We start from the raw sequence: 17876 nt of genomic DNA, 5'->3' as shown, positions 1-17876 counted from the left end.
GCCAAGGCGGCGCCGGCCTTGCCTGGCGCCTGTCGAGTCGCCATCTATATAGATACGAGAACACCGTCCCGCCGGGGCGGTGTATTTGACCAAACCATCGAATATCCAAGAACGCCATTTGCCGGGCACCCGGTCAACAGCTATTGAGGATTCAATACAGAACTGAAGGAACCACCATGCTCTCCTGGGATGATGAAGCGGCCGCAGCGCCACGCCAACCACAACTGCCAGCCGGCGCCGCCGGTGAAGAATCCACCGCCGAGCAGGTCGCGCTGCGCGTGAACGCGGACGACAAGCGCATCATCAACGGCAAGACGGACGTCAACCAGCTGGTGCCGTTCAAGTACAAGTGGGCGTGGGACAAGTACCTGGCCGGCTGTGCCAACCACTGGATGCCGCAGGAAGTGAACATGCAGCGCGACATCGAGCTGTGGAAGAACCCGAACGGCCTGTCCGAAGACGAGCGCCGCCTGGTCAAGCGCAACCTGGGCTTCTTCGTGACGGCCGACTCGCTGGCCGCCAACAACATCGTGCTGGGCACCTACCGCCACATCACGGCGCCGGAATGCCGCCAGTACCTGCTGCGCCAGGCGTTCGAGGAAGCGATCCACACGCACGCCTACCAGTACATCGTCGAGTCGCTGGGCCTGGACGAGCAGGAGATCTTCAATGCCTACAACGAGATCAAGTCGATCCGCGACAAGGACCAGTTCCTGATCCCGTTCATCGACACGCTGACCGACCCGGCCTTCACCACCGGCACGATCGAGAACGACCAGAAGCTCTTGAAATCCCTGATCGTGTTCGCCTGCCTGATGGAAGGCCTGTTCTTCTACGTGGGCTTCACGCAGATCCTGGCGCTGGGCCGCCAGAACAAGATGATGGGCGCGGCCGAGCAGTACCAGTACATCCTGCGCGACGAATCGATGCACTGCAACTTCGGCATCGACCTGATCAACACGATCAAGCTGGAAAACCCGCAGCTGTGGACGCCGGCGTTCCGCGAGGAGATCAAGGCGCTGTTCCTCAAAGCCGTCGAGCTGGAATACGCGTACGCCGAAGACACGATGCCACGCGGCGTGCTGGGCCTGAACGCGACGATGTTCAAGGGCTACCTGCGCTTCATCGCCAACCGCCGCGCCGTGCAGATCGGCCTGGAGCAGCTGTTCGACCAGGACGAGAACCCGTTCCCATGGATGAGCGAGATGATCGACCTGAAGAAGGAACGCAACTTCTTCGAGACGCGCGTGACCGAGTACCAGACCGGTGGGGCGTTGAACTGGGATTGATGTTGTAAAAAAAAAGGACCCAGGTTCCTACACCTGGGTCCTTCTTTCCGCTAACGAAGGTGGCTTAGCGGGTGCCCAACTAAAGTATAGTCAGACGTCAGAGTCGTTCACTATACCTTAGAAGTGCACTAACAGTCCACCACCTAGACTGGAGGTGATGTATGTGCGTCGCATAAACGCAAGGCCCGCTCCTATGGGGTTCCGCTGGGTTTGCTGTCGATTCCGCAAGGTGCGAGGTAGTTCCAATCGCATCCTGGATGCGCATGAGTACGGCTACGAAGCATGGTGTTTTTTAGTGCCAGCTAAGTAACACGTGGGGACATCACGTCCCCGTCGTATGCCCTTCAACTTTAAGGTAGAAACATGACTAAAAAATCGAATCATCACGTTGTTCCGCATAAAGACGGCTGGGCAGTACGCCGCGAGAACTCTGATCGGGTGAGCGGACTGTACCCTACTCAAGGAGATGCGATCAGAGGAGGGCGAGGGATCTCAAAAAACCAAGGTACAGAACTTGTGATCCATCGCCCTAATGGTCAAATCCGCGAGAAGGACAGTCACGGTAACGACCCATCCCCGCCGAAAGGCTGAGCTACCATCGCAACGTACTAAGAGCCTGCTCCCGCAGGCTCTTTTCCGTTAAGCTCAGAACGACGCCTTACATATGTCCCAGTACCGTACCGAAGCACATCGTGATGACGCTGCTAAATGCACGGCCTGCATGTGGAGCCAACCGCTCGCCGCTATAAATTACCCACTACACTAGGTCGCGTCACCGTCCGGTCGGCCTGGGCCTAATGGAGTGAAGGGGCTTCCAGGACTGCCTGCCCATGATGCGCGTGCCGTACCAGTCGCAAGCCGCGGTGGACTTCGCCGATACGTCGATGAAGGCGGTGTGCCACTACACCTGCTACGCGTCGACGGAGCTGGACGAAGAGCGCGGCCATTACGAGTCGTACAAGGGTTCCTGTGGGTCTGCGGCATCCTGTCGCAGGACTCCGTGAAGCTGCTCGCGGAAGAGCGCGGTGGCTGTCTGGAGCAGGACATGTGGTCGTCGACTGGACCCCGCTGCCCGAGCGCATCAAGCAGTTCGGCATGCGCAACTCGAACTGCGTGGCAATCGCTCCGACGCGACGATTAAAGTGGACCCCTTCGTCAAGACACTGAGGCCGATAATTTAAGCTGGTCTGTCTTCATTTTTGCAGCTGCTCGGCGCTGCCCCGTAATTCTCTCACCGGGCCGCTGGAGAGGGGTATCTTCCAGTGGCTGCTCCCGGCACGGCTCCACAGCCTCGGCTATGCTGGTCTGGCCGTACTTATCCACGATCAGCGCGCCCCCACCGCTGCCGCTGCGGTAGACATCGGCAGGCGTACGGTATCCCAGAGACTGGTGCGGACGTGTGCCGTTGTAAAACACGAAGTACTGAGCCAGGCCGAGCGTCAGCTCGGCCATGTTTCCGTACCCCTTGAGGTATATGTCTTCGTATTTCACGCTGCGCCACAGCCGCTCGACAAAGATGTTGTCCAACGCTCGACCGCGTCCGTCCATGCTGATGGCTACGCCTTCACGTTTGAGCACGCCGCTGAATGCCGTGCTCGTAAACTGCGATCCCTGGTCGCTGTTGAACACGTCGGGCTTGCCGTGCACACGCAGCGCTTCCTCCAGGCAGTCCACGCAGAACGACGCATCCATGCTGTTGCTGATTCGCCAGGCCAGCACGCGCCGCGAGTACCAGTCGATAATCGCCACCAGATAGGCAAAGCCACGCGCGAGCCGGATATAGGTCACGTCTGTAGACCACACCTGGTTAGGGCGCGTTACCGCCACACCGCGCAGCAGGTAGGGATACACCTTGTGCTGCGGATGCGGCTTGCTCGTCGCCGGCCCCGGCGCCATGCCTGCCAAGCCCATTTCCCGCATCAGCCGCTGCACACGCTTGCGGTTCACCACATGGCCGCGCTCACGCAGAAACACTACCATGCGCCGGCTGCCGTAGAACGGTCTGCTGGTATATTCCTCGTCGATCAGCGCGCGCAGCTTCAGATCTTTTTCGTCCTCGCACCGCTGTCGCGATGCCGCTTCCAGCCGCCGGTATACCGTCGCGCGTGGTACATCGGCAAGTTCGCACTGGCGCGTTATCGGCATCTCGGCGTGCTCCGGTTCGATCCAGCCCAGGCGCTCTTCGCGGCTCATTCCCCCAGCTTTTTTTTAAGCCAATCCACTTCCATCTTGAGCCGGCCGATCTCGCTGTACAGCTTATCCTCCGGGCTCGTTTCATCGACCGGCTTCGGGCCACGCTTGGTATCGAACAGCGCCCCAGCGTTCTCCAGAATCTCCTTTTTCCACTGCCCGACCAGCACGGGATGCACGCCGAATTCCTGTGCGATTTCCGTCACCGTCTTCACTCCGCGCACTGCCTCTAAGCCCACCTTGCTCTTGAAGTCGGCGCTGTGCACCCTGCGTTTTTTACCTTCACTCATAGTCTGTCATCCTTTCGCGGACAACAGCTTAAACCACCGTCTCAAATCGTGGATCCACTATAGATCTCGAACATCATCGGCGTCCCGCCTGCATCGAGCCGACGTTCCAGACCTGTACGTCAAGTCGAACCTGTCCGGTGAATTCACCGAGATCAGCTCGTATCTGGTGCGCGACCTGAAGGCATCGGCTTGCGATGGGACGTGATGATCAATCGCCGAAGTGCGGCGACGGTTCTCTGATGCATGGACAAAAGAGCTTGCAAATGCAGGCTCTTTTGCTATTAACTCACCGCCGTCCACGTCCGGTAAATTTATTGTGGGAAAGCTGGATTACTTTTGTGTGCAGGTCTCTTGACCTGTTAAATATACTAGGCATTAGAGTCGGATAGAATTTGCTAAGGTTTTATTGTTAAACTCTCGGAAAAGGGGGCAAAAAAATGCGTAAATGTTATTTACTGCAATCTATTATCATTACCTTCTCTATGATAATTTCGAATTTTGGGTCTGCTGCTACACTAGCGTGCACTGGGGTGAAACCAATATCATCCGAGGTAGACTATTTATCGAATTTACGCGCGATTCTCGAGTGTGCCGAAATGCGCGAAAGTCATGACGTAGAAGCGATACTACGGAAGACATTCCACGCCGCCAGCGTTCAAGCCGTGTCAGGCAACGGCTGGAAGTACTTCCTAGTGACTTCTTATCCTACTGCAAACGATAGAAGGAAATCGGTAACTATTAAACTTACATTTCACAGTCTTCCGGACGGCGGACGAAAATTATCTGCTAACGCGCGTTTTGCCAATATGCCTGAGCTAACGCAAGATAATTTTGCGGAAATGTGGAAGGCTAAACGTTTGACTACGTTCAGGGCGCCGCATTTGCCGGCAGGGCTTCAAACACAAGACTACATTGTCGATGGTCTGAAGCCTGGAATTATTACCATAACTGTCAATGATAAGAATGCATTGGATTCACTGATCTTTGAGGAGAAATAAATGGAAATTAACACAAATCCATTCTTGGGTGAAATATCAAACGCGTCCGGATTCAACGAATTTATGGGGCTGGCGTATAATTCCCCAGCTTTGGCGGCACTCATAAATTCGTTCGCTACCGCAAGCGGTACGGTTAGCGTGGGTGATGCGGGAAGTTACACCGCGAGTACAAAATCAATCGTACTTGACAGGCGAGAACTGCCGGTTTCTGGAGATGCAAATAGCCAGTTGAATTTTGCAGGCCTGCTTGCGCATGAATTGGGCCATGCGGCCTCAGCCGACGGTCTTTTGTCAAGGGAGCAATTTACAGGGTATTTAAATGCACCAAATGCAGAGGCAGCGGCGATGATTCAACTGCGGCAAGAGGGCGCAGCAACCTATGCTGAATATCTCGTTTCGAACGAGCTGGGAACCACATTGCGTGCCGGTGATAAGGTAAAGGCGTCGTTGGATGTCCTTGCGACGTGGTATGAACGTGACATCAACGGTTTCCGGGAGGCCGCGATCAATTTAGCTGCTGACGCTTACAAAACTGTAAATCCGAGCACGGCGCCAAATGTGACATATCAGGAGATGTACGGTGATGCATGGTATGCCTACAAGGCAGGTCTTGCGCCGCGAGGCTTTGATTGGCAGAACTTTTATAGCAACGATATTGTTGCGTCCGAGCCCGGTGGCGGCATCATAAGAGTGACCACGTCTAACCCGCTGAGCGATGGAGTCAGGACGAGTACGTTTTCTATAGATTTAAATTACGGGGGCGACGTATTAAAGAGCTTCGTCGCCTCTACCACGTACGATGGCTTCAGATACGCGCAGGTCTCTGGTGAAGGTGTTTATTATCTAAACGACACTGTCGTAACTGCGCGTCAATCAGATAGTAATTCTTTATATGCCTCGGTTATCGGAAATGGGAATGATATTTACGTGTTTGATGGGAATGAAATAAGGCTTGCGGGTAGCGATAACTATCTTTATTCACAGAATTCTGACGCTTTATCGGTTTCCGGCGAACACAATACGCTTGATATTAATGGCGCAATTGACTCCATCGTTGTAAATGATGTCGAGGTGCCAAATTATTTGGACGGAATATCATATGTTGGTGATACCGCTATTGGCTTCGGGGGCGCCGATGTGGGATTTGGAACGAATTTCCCGGACAAAGGGTACGAGGTTCCCGAAGCACCTCAACAGAACCGGGGGACAACGCTACCGTTCTTTCTTCCAGCTCCGGGATTAAGTGAGGTCGTGCGGGTTGTCGGTGCCAAAGACGCTATCTTTGATGAAGTTGTAATGATCTAATCGATCGGCTAGTCAACTCAAGCAACAGGCCCAGGACTTGAATTCGATAACACCTCCGGACGAAGTCCAACGCCAAGGGGACTGCAACGCCAACATGCCCCACCGTCCGGTGGGCCTGGGCCAAATGAAGTGAAGGGGCTTCCAGGACTGCCTGCACATGATGCGCGTGCCGTACCAGTCGCAAGCCGCGGTGGACTTCGCCGATACGTCGATGGAAGCGGTGTGCTACTACGCCTACTACGCGTCGACGGAACTGGCCGAAGAGCGCGGCCATTACGAGTCGTACAAGGGCTCCCTGTGGGACCGCGGCATCCTGCCGCAGGATTCCGTGAAGCTGCTGGCGGAAGAGCGCGGCGGCTACCTGGAGCAGGACATGTCGTCGTCGATGGACTGGACGCCGCTGCGCGAGCGCATCAAGCAGTTCGGCATGCGCAACTCGAACTGCGTGGCGATCGCCCCGACCGCGACGATCTCGAACATCATCGGCGTCTCGGCCTGCATCGAGCCGACGTTCCAGAACCTGTACGTCAAGTCGAACCTGTCCGGTGAATTCACCGAGATCAACTCGTACCTGGTGCGCGACCTGAAGGCCCGCGACCTGTGGGACGAGGTCATGATCGCCGACCTGAAGTACTTCGACGGCTCGCTGACCAAGATCGATCGCGTGCCGCAGGACCTGCGCGACATCTACGCGACGGCGTTCGAAGTGTCGCCGACGTGGCTGGTGGAAGCGGCATCGCGCCGCCAGAAGTGGATCGACCAGGCCCAGTCACTGAACATCTACATGGCCGGCGCCTCGGGCAAGAAGCTGGACGAGACGTACAAGCTGGCCTGGCTGCGCGGCCTGAAGACGACGTACTACCTGCGCACGATCGCCGCGTCGCACATGGAGAAGTCGACGTCGAAGACGGGCGCGCTGAACGCCGTCTCGGCCCACGGCCCATCCGCCGGCGCCGCCGCTGCCGATGCGGCCGCACCGGCTGTCCCGACCCACACCGCACCGACCACGGTGCAGCAGGTGGAAGAGGGCGCCGCGTGCTACCTGCGTCCGGGCGACGCGGGCTTCGAGGAATGCGAAGCCTGCCAGTAAATGGGCAGTAAGCCGTCTTTGAACGGCTGAGCGGCCGGTGGCGCCAAGGCGGCGCCGGCCTTGCCTGGCGCCTGTCGAGTCGCCATCTATATAGATACGAGAACACCGTCCCACCGGGGCGGTGTATTTGACCAAACCATCGAATATCCAAGAACGCCATTTGCCGGGCACCCGGTCAACAGCTATTGAGGATTCAATACAGAACTGAAGGAACCACCATGCTCTCCTGGGATGATGAAGCGGCCGCAGCGCCACGCCAACCACAACTGCCAGCCGGCGCCGCCGGTGAAGAATCCACCGCCGAGCAGGTCGCGCTGCGCGTGAACGCGGACGACAAGCGCATCATCAACGGCAAGACGGACGTCAACCAGCTGGTGCCGTTCAAGTACAAGTGGGCGTGGGACAAGTACCTGGCCGGCTGCGCCAACCACTGGATGCCGCAGGAAGTGAACATGCAGCGCGACATCGAGCTGTGGAAGAACCCGAACGGCCTGTCCGAAGACGAGCGCCGCCTGGTCAAGCGCAACCTGGGCTTCTTCGTGACGGCCGACTCGCTGGCCGCCAACAACATCGTGCTGGGCACCTACCGCCACATCACGGCGCCGGAATGCCGCCAGTACCTGCTGCGCCAGGCGTTCGAGGAAGCGATCCACACGCACGCCTACCAGTACATCGTCGAGTCGCTGGGCCTGGACGAGCAGGAGATCTTCAATGCCTACAACGAGATCAAGTCGATCCGCGACAAGGACCAGTTCCTGATCCCGTTCATCGACACGCTGACCGACCCGGCCTTCACCACCGGCACGATCGAGAACGACCAGAAGCTCTTGAAATCCCTGATCGTGTTCGCCTGCCTGATGGAAGGCCTGTTCTTCTACGTGGGCTTCACGCAGATCCTGGCGCTGGGCCGCCAGAACAAGATGATGGGCGCGGCCGAGCAGTACCAGTACATCCTGCGCGACGAATCGATGCACTGCAACTTCGGCATCGACCTGATCAACACGATCAAGCTGGAAAACCCGCAGCTGTGGACGCCGGCGTTCCGCGAGGAGATCAAGGCGCTGTTCCTCAAAGCCGTCGAGCTGGAATACGCGTACGCCGAAGACACGATGCCACGCGGCGTGCTGGGCCTGAACGCGACGATGTTCAAGGGCTACCTGCGCTTCATCGCCAACCGCCGCGCCGTGCAGATCGGCCTGGAGCAGCTGTTCGACCAGGACGAGAACCCGTTCCCATGGATGAGCGAGATGATCGACCTGAAAAAGGAACGCAACTTCTTCGAGACGCGCGTGACCGAGTACCAGACCGGTGGGGCGTTGAACTGGGATTGAGTTCCACCTGCTTCATCGAAGCCCGTCCCGCCGGACGGGTTTTTTTAGGTTCTTCACGGATTTCCGGGAAGGTGCGCCGAAAAACAGGAAAGCGGTAGAGAAGAGTTAGACTTGTTGTGCGACCAACAGTACTGAACTCAACTTACCGCTTTCATGCAAGATAATAATCTCGGCCTTCCATTCTGGGAAGGTTTTCTCGCGTCTGACCTCGAGCGCAAGAATGGTGCAACGTGGATCACGTTGGTTCCTGACCCAAGGGCCCCACTAGTGTGCTCGGGCTGCGATTCAAACTGCTGGCAGATTCATGAAACAGGCTGGCGTGTAGTGCGTGATATGCCAATGCTGGGCGACCCGGTCTGGTTGCGGGTGCGTCTGCGGCGTGTTCGCTGTAGTGAATGTGGGACTCGAGCTGAGCGCGTGAAGTGGCTAGACCGTCATGCACGGGTGACACAACGGCTGGCCGAGTTCGTGGGCCTATGGTGCCAAAAACTGCCAGTGGCCCATGTTTGCAAGCTCTCTGGCTTGCACTGGGACACAGTACGACGCATCGAGCGTACCAACTTGGCAGCGCAGATTGGGGTACCCTGACTTTTTCGGATACTCCTGTTTGGTAGACTTCACCAACTGGAGAAACTTATGGCACGCTCAAAATCATACACCCCGGAGCTTCGTGAAGAAGCGGTAAAACTGGTCCTGACACAGGGTCTGACGCTGGAGGACGCGGCGTTACGGCTCATGATTCCCAAGGGAACCTTGGCCAATTGGGTAGCTGCAGCGAGGGGTGGCACCTCATCCAAAGTGGCTCCCGGCAGCCGCTCCGTGCCCGAACTTGAGGCCGAAGTTACCAAGCTGCGCAAGGAGCTTGCTGAGGCCCGCATGGAGCGCGATATCGTAAAAAAGGCGGCAGCGTACTTTGCGCGGGAGTCGCTGCCAAGTACGCGGTCATGAAGACATTGCGACTCGAATATTCACTAAGCGCGCTCTGCCGCGTCTTCGACGTGTCGCGCAGCGGGTTCTATGCTTGGACTCACGGGCAGCCGTCGAAACGTGCGCAGGAGGACGCGCGCCTGAAGGTCGCCATCGAGGCGGTTCATACGCAGAGCCGGCAGACATATGGGCCACTTCGGATGCAGCCGGAACTGGCCGCACAAGGCTTTCCTGCTGGCCGTGACCGCATCGTCCGGCTACGACGTGAGCTTGCCCTGCGCTGTAAGCAGAAGCGAAAATTCAAGGCCACCACCAACTCGAACCATGAGCTGCCGGTGGCCGAGAATCTGTTGAATCAGACCTTCGCACCAACCCGCCCGAACGAAGCCTGGGTAACCGACATCACGTATGTCGCCACAGGCGAAGGCTGGCTCTACCTGGCCGGCATCAAAGACGTCTTTACATGCGAACTGGTGGGCTATTCGATGGGTGCGCGCATGACGCAAACGCTGACCGCACAGGCCCTTTGGAAAGCCGTGCGCAACAAGCGCCCGGCGCCGGGATTGATTCACCACTCCGACCGTGGGAGCCAGTATTGCGCTCACGACTATCAAAAGCTCGTCAAGCAGTTTGGCATGCAACCGTCCATGTCGCGCAGGGGGAACTGCTACGACAACGCGCCTATGGAAAGCTTCTGGGGCAGTCTGAAAAATGAGCTGGTGCACCATCAACGATATGCAACCCGCGCCGATGCGAAGGCCGCGATACAGGAGTACATCGAAAGCTTTTATAACCGCCAGCGACGCCACTCGCGTCTTGGCAATGTAGCGCCAGCGTTGTTTGCCGAGGAATTCAGCAAACGGCTGCAGGCGGTTTGAAACAAGAGTGTCCGCTATTGACAGTACACCTCAGATTGCGGCCTTGCCAGATGCCCAGCCTACCCGCTTGGTCATGGATGAATTCGCTCTGTATAAAGGGCACCGCTATGCCACGGTAGTGCTCGACGCTGACACTCGGCGTGTTTTATGGGTTGGCGAGGGACGCAGCCGCGAAGCGTTGCGTCCTTTCTTTGAGTGGTTAGGACCAGAACGCTGCCGCGCAATCGAAGCTGTTGCGATGGACATGAACACGGCGTTCGATCTCGAAGTAAAGGAACACTGTCCGCAGGCTCACGTCGTCTACGACCTATTCCACGTGGTTGCGAAATATGGCCGAGAGGTGATTGATCGAGTCCGTGTAGATGAGGCAAATCGGCTCAAGCATGATCTGCCAATGCGTAAAGTCGTCAAGCGCGCTCGCTGGCTCCTGTTAAGAAACAGAGCCAACATCCCGGCCGAAAAGCTGGCAAGCCTTGACGAGCTACTGGCAGCAAATCAGACACTGAGCACCGTCTACATCATGAAGGCTGCGTTGAAGGAACTATGGTCGGCGCAGGGCGCTTGGCAGTGGCGAACTGCTTGGCAAACATGGCTGCGCATGGCAAACGAAAGCGGCGTCGAGCCGCTGCAAAAATTCGCCAGGAAGCTTAAACCCTACTGGCGCGGCATCGTGGCGCGGGTACGCTGGCCGATGCATACCGGCCAGCTAGAAGGAATCAACAACAGAATCAAGGTCATGAAGCGCATGGCCTACGGCTACCGCGACAGCGAATTTTTCTTCCTAAAGATCAAAGCTGCCTTCCCCGGAAATCCGTGAAGAACCTTTTTTTTATGCCCGCCGCCAGCCGATATAATGCCGGCTTTTGTTAAAAAGATATCTCTCATGCGTCATTCCGTTTTGCTTCCCCTGCTGCTGTGCGCCAGCGCCGCCGCCACCGCCGGCAGCGCGCCGCCTCCCTTGGCCATCACCGACCAGAGCGACGCCCGCACCGTCATCCGCGCCGTCCCGGAAGAGGCGGCGACGGACCGCTTCGAAGTGCTGGCGGCGGACCATGAACTGGTCAGTTACGTGGGCCTGTCCGACGGTGACGTCGGCGGCGTCGTGTTCCGTGGCGGGAAGCTGCACGGCACGTTAACGCGCGCGCAGGCCGACACGTTCTACGCCTGCCGCGGCTACGCGACCGCGCGCCACCAGTACTGGGCGCAGGACGCCGCCCGCTGGGCGCGCTCGCTGGTGCAGGTGGCCCAGCCGGCGACGGAAGTGGAGCTGCGCTTCACGGGCAAGTCGACCTTGAAAAGCATCAAGGCCGTGCTGGACAATCCGGCCATCGGCCAGGTCAAGGCCATCGTCGAGATGGGCACGAACCCGCTGAATGTGGTGAAAGTGCTGTCGAAGACGCGCTCCGAACACCGCCAGCGCGAGCACGACAAGGACATGCTGGAAGGCCTGGGCAAGCTGGTGCCGGGCGACAGCGAAACGCGCCTGGCCGAAGTGCTGCATCCGGAAGACCTGACGTTCCTCGAGCGCGGCATCATCATGGCCTACCCGAAGTACTCGGTCGACTTCCTCGTCCGCGACGGCAAGATCCAGGCGCTGCAGCAGCCGTCGTTCCTGCAGATCGCCCGCGTCAAGTCGGCGCTGTTCTATGCGCCGAACATGGACTGGTCGCGCTGTACGGCGGAAGGGTGGATGCAGGCCGTGCCGGCCGACGCGCCTTGACCGCCACGCGCTTGTCCACCTAGTCCGGCACCTCCGCGCTGCGCCACGCCGCCGGTGCCGGCAGCCTGAACCCCTCCAGCAATAGACCGCCATGCGGCGCCAGGGTCGTGCGCACGGCCCGGTCGAACGCGGCCTTCGCCATCTCCGGCTGCGCCGCCAGCAGCGCCATCCCCGTCTCCAGGTCGGCCGCCAGTGCCGGTGCCGTCGCCTTCAGCCTGCGTGCCAGGTGGCGGCCGTGGCCCGTCCATGTCCCGGCCGCGCGCAGGGCAAAATCGGCCAGCGCGCCGTACAGGTGGACGGCAATCGCCAGCGTCTCGTCCGGTGTGGTGCTGTCGGCCAGGTCCTCCAGCAGTGTCGTGATCGCATAGCGCTGGCGCGCCAGCGCTTCGGCGGACAATGCCGGCGGCCCGGCGTCGTACAGCTTGCGGGCATGGCGTCGCAGCCGCTGCAGCAAGGCGCTGTCCGGCAGTACGCTGGCGCCGTCATTGACCATCGCCGCCAGTGGCATGCGTCCGGCCGGGCCGTCGACGACGCGGCAGAAGTAGTCGAACGTGGCGAGGTCGTGGCCGAACAGTTCGACCGTCTGCGTGCCGACCTTGAACGTGTCGCGCCACGCCTGCTCGACGTGCTCGAACACGAGCAGCAGGTCGATGTCGGAAGTGGGTGTCGCCTCGCCGCGCGCGATCGAACCGCCGATGATGGCGACCGCCGCGTCGGGCCAGCGGGGCAGCAGCTCAGTGCGTACAAGCTTCGTCGCGGCGTCGATATGCATGGTCATTCTCCTCTCTCTATCTCAGCAGTGTAAGCGCGGCGCAGGGCTGCCGTCACGTCCCGCGTCACACGCGCGCTTCGCATGCGCGCGCTGCACACGGTCCCTGCAAACTCGGCCGCTTCGTCATATCGATATGCGTGCGCGCACGTCGAGACAGCGTGTCGTGGCGCGCTGCTGTCGCCGAATCACGACTGCGCGCAGCCACGCCGTCGATGGCGGTGCACGCTGTGGCGGTGCTGTCGCGCGCGTGCGCGGACGATCGCATGCGCTTTGCATACGGCCTTTAGGTAAAGGCGGTATGCGATGCACGGTGGAGCTTCGCGCAGCACGCCGACAGCGCCGGCAGCACGCGGCGGCGCCTGGCGTCGTCGATCCAATGTGCGCTACCTCGCTGATCGCTGTAAAAAAAGAAGGTGAAAAGCATGCGTGCCCGTTGCGCTTCAATAAGGTTTTCGTGTACTTTACGAACTTGAAAACGCGTAGTTATGCAAGCGCTCTTTTTTGGAGTGTGTAGTTGCCGCAAACCGCAAAGAAAAACAGGACATAAAGTTCGCACAGATATGCACACGAAGCACACCGTGATCTGTAAGCCGCCTCGCCTGAACTGAGTCAGGTCGGGCGGTTTTTTCTTTCGAGCGGAGCACGCGAATGTGCAGCGATGTCTGGTCCGAAACGGGTAGGAGCTGATTGACCGCCCACCCAGGGAGACACGTAGAAGAAGAATTTTTGATGGCGTCGTCGAGCCAGGTGCACCGGGAAAAGCTGGGGTACCCTGACTTTTTCGGACACTCCTGTTTGGTAGACTTCACCAACTGGAGAAACTTATGGCACGCTCAAAATCATACACCCCGGAGCTTCGTGAAGAAGCGGTAAAACTGGTCCTGACACAGGGTCTGACGCTGGAGGACGCGGCGTTACGGCTCATGATTCCCAAGGGAACCTTGGCCAATTGGGTAGCTGCAGCGAGGGGTGGCACCTCATCCAAAGTGGCTCCCGGCAGCCGCTCCGTGCCCGAACTTGAGGCCGAAGTTACCAAGCTGCGCAAGGAGCTTGCTGAGGCCCGCATGGAGCGCGATATCGTAAAAAAGGCGGCAGCGTACTTTGCGCGGGAGTCGCTGCCAAGTACGCGGTCATGAAGACATTGCGACTCGAATATTCACTAAGCGCGCTCTGCCGCGTCTTCGACGTGTCGCGCAGCGGGTTCTATGCTTGGACTCACGGGCAGCCGTCGAAACGTGCGCAGGAGGACGCGCGCCTGAAGGTCGCCATCGAGGCGGTTCATACGCAGAGCCGGCAGACATATGGGCCACTTCGGATGCAGCCGGAACTGGCCGCACAAGGCTTTCCTGCTGGCCGTGACCGCATCGTCCGGCTACGACGTGAGCTTGCCCTGCGCTGTAAGCAGAAGCGAAAATTCAAGGCCACCACCAACTCGAACCATGAGCTGCCGGTGGCCGAGAATCTGTTGAATCAGACCTTCGCACCAACCCGCCCGAACGAAGCCTGGGTAACCGACATCACGTATGTCGCCACAGGCGAAGGCTGGCTCTACCTGGCCGGCATCAAAGACGTCTTTACATGCGAACTGGTGGGCTATTCGATGGGTGCGCGCATGACGCAAACGCTGACCGCACAGGCCCTTTGGAAAGCCGTGCGCAACAAGCGCCCGGCGCCGGGATTGATTCACCACTCCGACCGTGGGAGCCAGTATTGCGCTCACGACTATCAAAAGCTCGTCAAGCAGTTTGGCATGCAACCGTCCATGTCGCGCAGGGGGAACTGCTACGACAACGCGCCTATGGAAAGCTTCTGGGGCAGTCTGAAAAATGAGCTGGTGCACCATCAACGATATGCAACCCGCGCCGATGCGAAGGCCGCGATACAGGAGTACATCGAAAGCTTTTATAACCGCCAGCGACGCCACTCGCGTCTTGGCAATGTAGCGCCAGCGTTGTTTGCCGAGGAATTCAGCGAACGGCTGCAGGCGGTTTGAAACAAGAGTGTCCGCTATTGACAGTACACCTCAAGCAGGGTGTGCCGATGCGCGGCGGCGCCGTCGAATGGCTGAAGTGCTGCAGTCGTGAGGAGCTGCAGCAGTTCAGCCGGTGCCGAATTCATTAGCGCAAACATCGACATGCTTGCGCCGATGAATAATTCGCCTGGCCCCTTCCCATGGGTGGAAGTGCCGGACGGGTTTCAATCATGTGCGTATTTTCATCCCGGATGAAGGAGAAATAAAAATGGCTACCGCCGCTAAGAAAACCGAAGTGAAGAAGCCAGCCGCTACCAAGGCTGCCGCTGCTCCTGCCAAGAAGGCAGCAACCAAGACCGCCGCCGCCAAGCCGGCCGCCGCGAAGAAGACCACGGCCGCCGCCAAGCCGGCTGCTGCGAAGAAGACCACGGCTGCTGCCAAGCCAGCTGCCGCAAAGAAGACGACGGCGGCAGCAAAGCCAGCTGCTGCGAAGAAGACGACGGCGGCAGCAAAGCCAGCCGCGAAGAAGACCGCCGCCGCCAAGCCGGCAGCGAAGAAGGCGACGACCGCAGCAAAGCCAGCCGCCAAGAAGACCGCGGCCGCCAAGCCGGCAGCGAAGAAGTCGACCGGCGCCGCCAAGCCAGCCGCCAAGAAGACCACGGCCGCAGCAAAGCCCGCAGCCAAGCCCGCGGCCAAGAAGTCCGCGGCCGCCAAGCCAGCCGCCAAGAAAACCGCCGCCAAGTCGGCAACCAAATCGGCAGCGAAGTCGCCAGCTAAGTCGGCCACCAAGTCCGCAGCCAAGACGGCAACGAAGTCGGCCGGCAAGACCGCCGCCAAGTCGGCAACGAAGTCCGCTGCGAAGCCTGCAGCCAAGAAGACCGCGACCAAGGCTGCTGCCAAGCCAGCCGTCAAGAAGGCCGCCGCCAAGCCTGCCGCGAAGAAGGCTGCCGCGAAGCCGGCCGCCAAGGCCGCTGCAAAGCCGGCCGCCAAGCCAGCCGCGAAGAAAGCCGCCGCCAAGCCAGCTGCCAAGGCTGCTGCGAAGCCGGCCGCGAAGAAGGCCGCTGCCAAGCCGGCTGCAAAAGCTGCCGCGAAACCGGCCGCAAAGCCAGCAGCAAAGCCAGCCGCCAAAGCGGCGGCCAAGCCTGCCGCCAAGCCGGCCGCCAAGCCAGCAGCGAAAGCCGCTGCCGCTCCGGCAGCAGCACCAAGCGCTGCCGCGCCAGCTGCCAAGAAGGCCGCACCAGCCAAGAAGAGCGCTGCCAAGAAGGAAGCCAAGCCTGCCGCCGCACCGGCTGCTGCCGCCGCTTCGGCACCGGCCGCGAAAACCGTGCTGGCCCTGCCGCTGCCTGGCCGTTCCCGACCAGCACCCGTCCAGCCTGAGACGCTGGCCCGGCCGCGAACTGACACCGCTACCCGGCACCGCCACGCGACAGCGTGGGCGGTACCGGGCGCGTGGCATGTCCGTGCCGGGCACGTTTGCTGCAAACGGCCTGATGGGCGTAAAGACCGCTGTGTGAGACAATCGCACGGCGGTTTTTTTACGCTTGACGCAAGCCCTAATGGAGAATGCTCGTGCTTAGTATTGTGATGCTGATCGTCGATACCATCGCCGTCCTGCTGGGCGGGGTGCTGCTGCTGCGGTTCTGGATGCAGGCAACCCGCGTGCGCCCGCCCTCGTCGGTGGCGCAGTTTACGTTCCAGCTGTCCGACTGGCTGGTGCGGCCGATGCGCCGCATCGTGCCGGGCGTCGGCGGCTACGACTGGGCCAGCCTGCTGGGGGCGTTCCTGATCGTATTGCTGGCGTCGTCGCTGCTGTTCATCCGCGGCGTGCCGGTGGAAGTCGTGCTGAAGCTGGCGCTGTTCCGGTTCCTGCAGTGGATCCTGTACGGCTTCATGGCCTTGCTGGTGGTCGAGGCGATCTTCAGCTGGGTCAACCCGCATGCGCCGCTGGCGCCGTTCGTACGGGCGCTGAACGAGCCGCTGCTGCGGCCGATCCGCCGGGTGGTGCCGCTGGTCGGCAGCCTGGACCTGTCGCTGCTGGTGGCGCTGGTGTTGCTGCAGATTGCGCAGCACGTGCTGGGGATGGTGTTTGGCGGGTGAACAAACCCGGGGGGACAGGCACCTGTCTCAGGGGCGCAGACCCTGAGACAGGTGCCTGTCCCCGCTGTACTTTATTCGTAGCGGTAGCCGAACGCCTGCTCGAACCGGTCCGCGATCTCTTCCTTCGTCAGCACGTGGTTCTGGGCGCCCTTGTGGGCGATCTTGATCGCGCCCAGCAGGCTGGCCAGGCGGCCCGTCGTTTCCCAGCCCAGGTCGTGCGTCAGGCCGTACAGCAGGCCGGCGCGGTAGGCGTCGCCGCAGCCCGTCGGGTCCAGCACGGCATCGGCCTTGACCGCCGGGATGTCGATGCTGGTGCCTTTCGTGTAGATCTGCGAACCTTTCTCGCCGCGGGTGACGATCAGCGCGTCCAGGCGGTGCGCGATGTCGGCCAGCGACAGGCCCGTGCGGTCCACCAGCAGCTCGATCTCGTAGTCGTTGCAGGTGACGTACGTCGCCTTGTCGATAAAGGCGATCAGCTGCTCCGGCGTGAACATCGGCATCTGCTGGCCCGGGTCGAAGATGAACGGGATGTTCAGGCGCTGCAGGTCGTCCGCGTGCTTGAGCATGCCCAGGTGGCCGTCCGGCGAGATGATCGCCAGGCGTGCGGGACCCGCTTCCTCGATATTGTTCTCGTGCGCGAACGACATGGCGCCCGGGTGGAACGCGTTGATCTGGTTGTTGTCCGAGTCGGCCGTGACGAAGCACTGGGCGTTGTAGGCGTCCTTCTTGATCAGGATGTTCTGCGTGGAGATGCCCAGCTTCTGCAGCCGCTCCAGGTAGGCGGCGCAATCCTGGCCCATCACGCCGACGATGCGCGGATCGCCGTCCAGGAGCTTCAGGTTGTAGGCGATATTGCCGGAGCAGCCGCCGAATTCGGTGCGCATGGTCGGCACCAGGAACGATACGTTGACCTTGTGCAGCTGGTCGGCCAGCAGCGTATCGCCGAAGCGGCCTTCGTACTGCATGATGACGTCGATGGCCAGTGAGCCACAGATCAGGGAAGTCTGGTTCATGTGA

13 protein-coding genes and 5 pseudogenes are annotated in these 17876 nt (G+C 59.9%); 14 read left to right on the top strand and 4 right to left on the bottom strand.

Annotation, left to right across the window (positions count from 1 at the left end):
• The first annotated feature begins 176 nt into the window (after positions 1-176).
• The 3 genes and pseudogenes from PX653_RS17375 to PX653_RS17365 form a co-directional block, all read left to right on the top strand.
• Positions 177-1289, top strand: a complete 1113-nt coding sequence (locus PX653_RS17375; protein ID WP_277414004.1) for a ribonucleotide-diphosphate reductase subunit beta — start codon at positions 177-179, stop codon at positions 1287-1289.
• A gap of 363 nt (positions 1290-1652) precedes the next feature.
• The gene (locus PX653_RS17370; protein ID WP_277414007.1) at positions 1653-1880 is read left to right on the top strand and encodes a DUF2188 domain-containing protein; all 228 of its coding nucleotides are present in this window, start codon (positions 1653-1655) and stop codon (positions 1878-1880) included.
• Positions 1881-2059: 179 nt separating this feature from the next.
• Positions 2060-2420 (top strand): annotated as a pseudogene (locus PX653_RS17365) (ribonucleotide reductase barrel domain-containing protein); the annotation flags it as partial.
• Between the two features lie 177 nt (positions 2421-2597).
• On the opposite strand, the pseudogene PX653_RS17360 reads toward PX653_RS17365, so the two are convergent.
• A pseudogene (locus PX653_RS17360) lies at positions 2598-3769 on the bottom strand (IS3 family transposase); the annotation flags it as partial.
• A gap of 63 nt (positions 3770-3832) precedes the next feature.
• Here PX653_RS17360 and PX653_RS28450 point away from each other — a divergent pair.
• The 9 genes and pseudogenes from PX653_RS28450 to PX653_RS17320 form a co-directional block, all read left to right on the top strand.
• Positions 3833-3953 (top strand): annotated as a pseudogene (locus PX653_RS28450) (ribonucleotide reductase barrel domain-containing protein); the annotation flags it as partial.
• 412 nt (positions 3954-4365) lie between these two features.
• Positions 4366-4767 carry a hypothetical protein gene (locus PX653_RS17355; protein WP_277414006.1) on the top strand — a complete coding sequence of 134 codons (402 nt, stop codon included), beginning with the start codon at positions 4366-4368 and terminating at the stop codon, positions 4765-4767.
• On the top strand, positions 4768-6072 hold the full coding sequence (locus PX653_RS17350) for a hypothetical protein (protein ID WP_277414005.1): 1305 nt from the start codon (positions 4768-4770) through the stop codon (positions 6070-6072).
• A gap of 85 nt (positions 6073-6157) precedes the next feature.
• Positions 6158-7162, top strand: a pseudogene (locus tag PX653_RS17345) (ribonucleotide reductase barrel domain-containing protein); the annotation flags it as partial.
• A 218-nt stretch (positions 7163-7380) separates the two neighbouring features.
• Positions 7381-8493 (top strand): ribonucleotide-diphosphate reductase subunit beta, encoded by a 1113-nt coding sequence (locus tag PX653_RS17340; RefSeq protein WP_277414004.1) that lies wholly within the window; start codon positions 7381-7383, stop codon positions 8491-8493.
• Between the two features lie 153 nt (positions 8494-8646).
• Complete coding sequence (locus PX653_RS17335; protein WP_277413485.1) at positions 8647-9081, top strand: helix-turn-helix domain-containing protein; 435 nt, start codon at positions 8647-8649, stop codon at positions 9079-9081.
• Between the two features lie 48 nt (positions 9082-9129).
• Positions 9130-10298, top strand: a protein-coding gene (locus PX653_RS17330) for an IS3 family transposase (RefSeq protein WP_371876332.1) whose coding sequence is annotated in 2 segments (ribosomal slippage) — positions 9130-9385 and positions 9385-10298 — 1170 coding nt in all. Because the reading frame shifts where the segments join, the coding sequence is not laid out codon by codon here.
• A 46-nt stretch (positions 10299-10344) separates the two neighbouring features.
• Positions 10345-11115 (top strand): annotated as a pseudogene (locus tag PX653_RS17325) (ISL3 family transposase); the annotation flags it as partial.
• Between the two features lie 66 nt (positions 11116-11181).
• On the top strand, positions 11182-12018 hold the full coding sequence (locus PX653_RS17320) for a hypothetical protein (RefSeq protein ID WP_277414003.1): 837 nt from the start codon (positions 11182-11184) through the stop codon (positions 12016-12018).
• Between the two features lie 19 nt (positions 12019-12037).
• Here PX653_RS17320 and PX653_RS17315 read toward each other — a convergent pair whose 3' ends face one another.
• The gene (locus PX653_RS17315) at positions 12038-12790 is read right to left on the bottom strand and encodes a nucleotidyltransferase domain-containing protein (RefSeq protein WP_277414002.1); all 753 of its coding nucleotides are present in this window, start codon (positions 12788-12790) and stop codon (positions 12038-12040) included.
• Positions 12791-13614: 824 nt separating this feature from the next.
• Here PX653_RS17315 and PX653_RS17310 point away from each other — a divergent pair.
• A protein-coding gene (locus tag PX653_RS17310) for an IS3 family transposase (protein ID WP_371876344.1) occupies positions 13615-14783 on the top strand; the annotation gives its coding sequence in 2 pieces (ribosomal slippage) (positions 13615-13870 and positions 13870-14783; 1170 coding nt in all).
• Positions 14784-14990: 207 nt separating this feature from the next.
• Here PX653_RS17310 and PX653_RS17305 read toward each other — a convergent pair.
• Complete coding sequence (locus PX653_RS17305; RefSeq protein ID WP_277414000.1) at positions 14991-16022, bottom strand: hypothetical protein; 1032 nt, start codon at positions 16020-16022, stop codon at positions 14991-14993.
• Positions 16023-16325: 303 nt separating this feature from the next.
• Between PX653_RS17305 and PX653_RS17300 the strand changes: the two genes are divergently transcribed.
• On the top strand, positions 16326-16859 hold the full coding sequence (locus tag PX653_RS17300; protein WP_277413999.1) for a YggT family protein: 534 nt from the start codon (positions 16326-16328) through the stop codon (positions 16857-16859).
• Positions 16860-16930: 71 nt separating this feature from the next.
• Here the strand turns inward: PX653_RS17300 and PX653_RS17295 are convergent, their stop codons facing one another.
• The gene (locus PX653_RS17295; RefSeq protein WP_277413998.1) at positions 16931-17872 is read right to left on the bottom strand and encodes a carbohydrate kinase family protein; all 942 of its coding nucleotides are present in this window, start codon (positions 17870-17872) and stop codon (positions 16931-16933) included.
• Positions 17873-17876: the final 4 nt, after the last annotated feature.

This window comes from Pseudoduganella chitinolytica (genome assembly GCF_029028125.1).
Lineage (GTDB): Bacteria > Pseudomonadota > Gammaproteobacteria > Burkholderiales > Burkholderiaceae_D > Rugamonas > Rugamonas chitinolytica.
Note: the sequence above shows the minus strand (reverse complement) of the source record. Positions and strands in the feature narration are given on the sequence as shown.

Coding starts and splice junctions, on each gene's coding strand:
- PX653_RS17340 (WP_277414004.1), top strand. CDS start 7,381: ATGCTCTCCTGGGATGATGAAGCGGCCGCAGCGCCACGCCAACCACAA.
- PX653_RS17335 (WP_277413485.1), top strand. CDS start 8,647: ATGCAAGATAATAATCTCGGCCTTCCATTCTGGGAAGGTTTTCTCGCG.
- PX653_RS17375 (WP_277414004.1), top strand. CDS start 177: ATGCTCTCCTGGGATGATGAAGCGGCCGCAGCGCCACGCCAACCACAA.
- PX653_RS17295 (WP_277413998.1), bottom strand. CDS start 17,872: ATGAACCAGACTTCCCTGATCTGTGGCTCACTGGCCATCGACGTCATC.
- PX653_RS17355 (WP_277414006.1), top strand. CDS start 4,366: ATGCGCGAAAGTCATGACGTAGAAGCGATACTACGGAAGACATTCCAC.
- PX653_RS17350 (WP_277414005.1), top strand. CDS start 4,768: ATGGAAATTAACACAAATCCATTCTTGGGTGAAATATCAAACGCGTCC.
- PX653_RS17300 (WP_277413999.1), top strand. CDS start 16,326: ATGCTCGTGCTTAGTATTGTGATGCTGATCGTCGATACCATCGCCGTC.
- PX653_RS17370 (WP_277414007.1), top strand. CDS start 1,653: ATGACTAAAAAATCGAATCATCACGTTGTTCCGCATAAAGACGGCTGG.
- PX653_RS17315 (WP_277414002.1), bottom strand. CDS start 12,790: ATGCATATCGACGCCGCGACGAAGCTTGTACGCACTGAGCTGCTGCCC.
- PX653_RS17320 (WP_277414003.1), top strand. CDS start 11,182: ATGCGTCATTCCGTTTTGCTTCCCCTGCTGCTGTGCGCCAGCGCCGCC.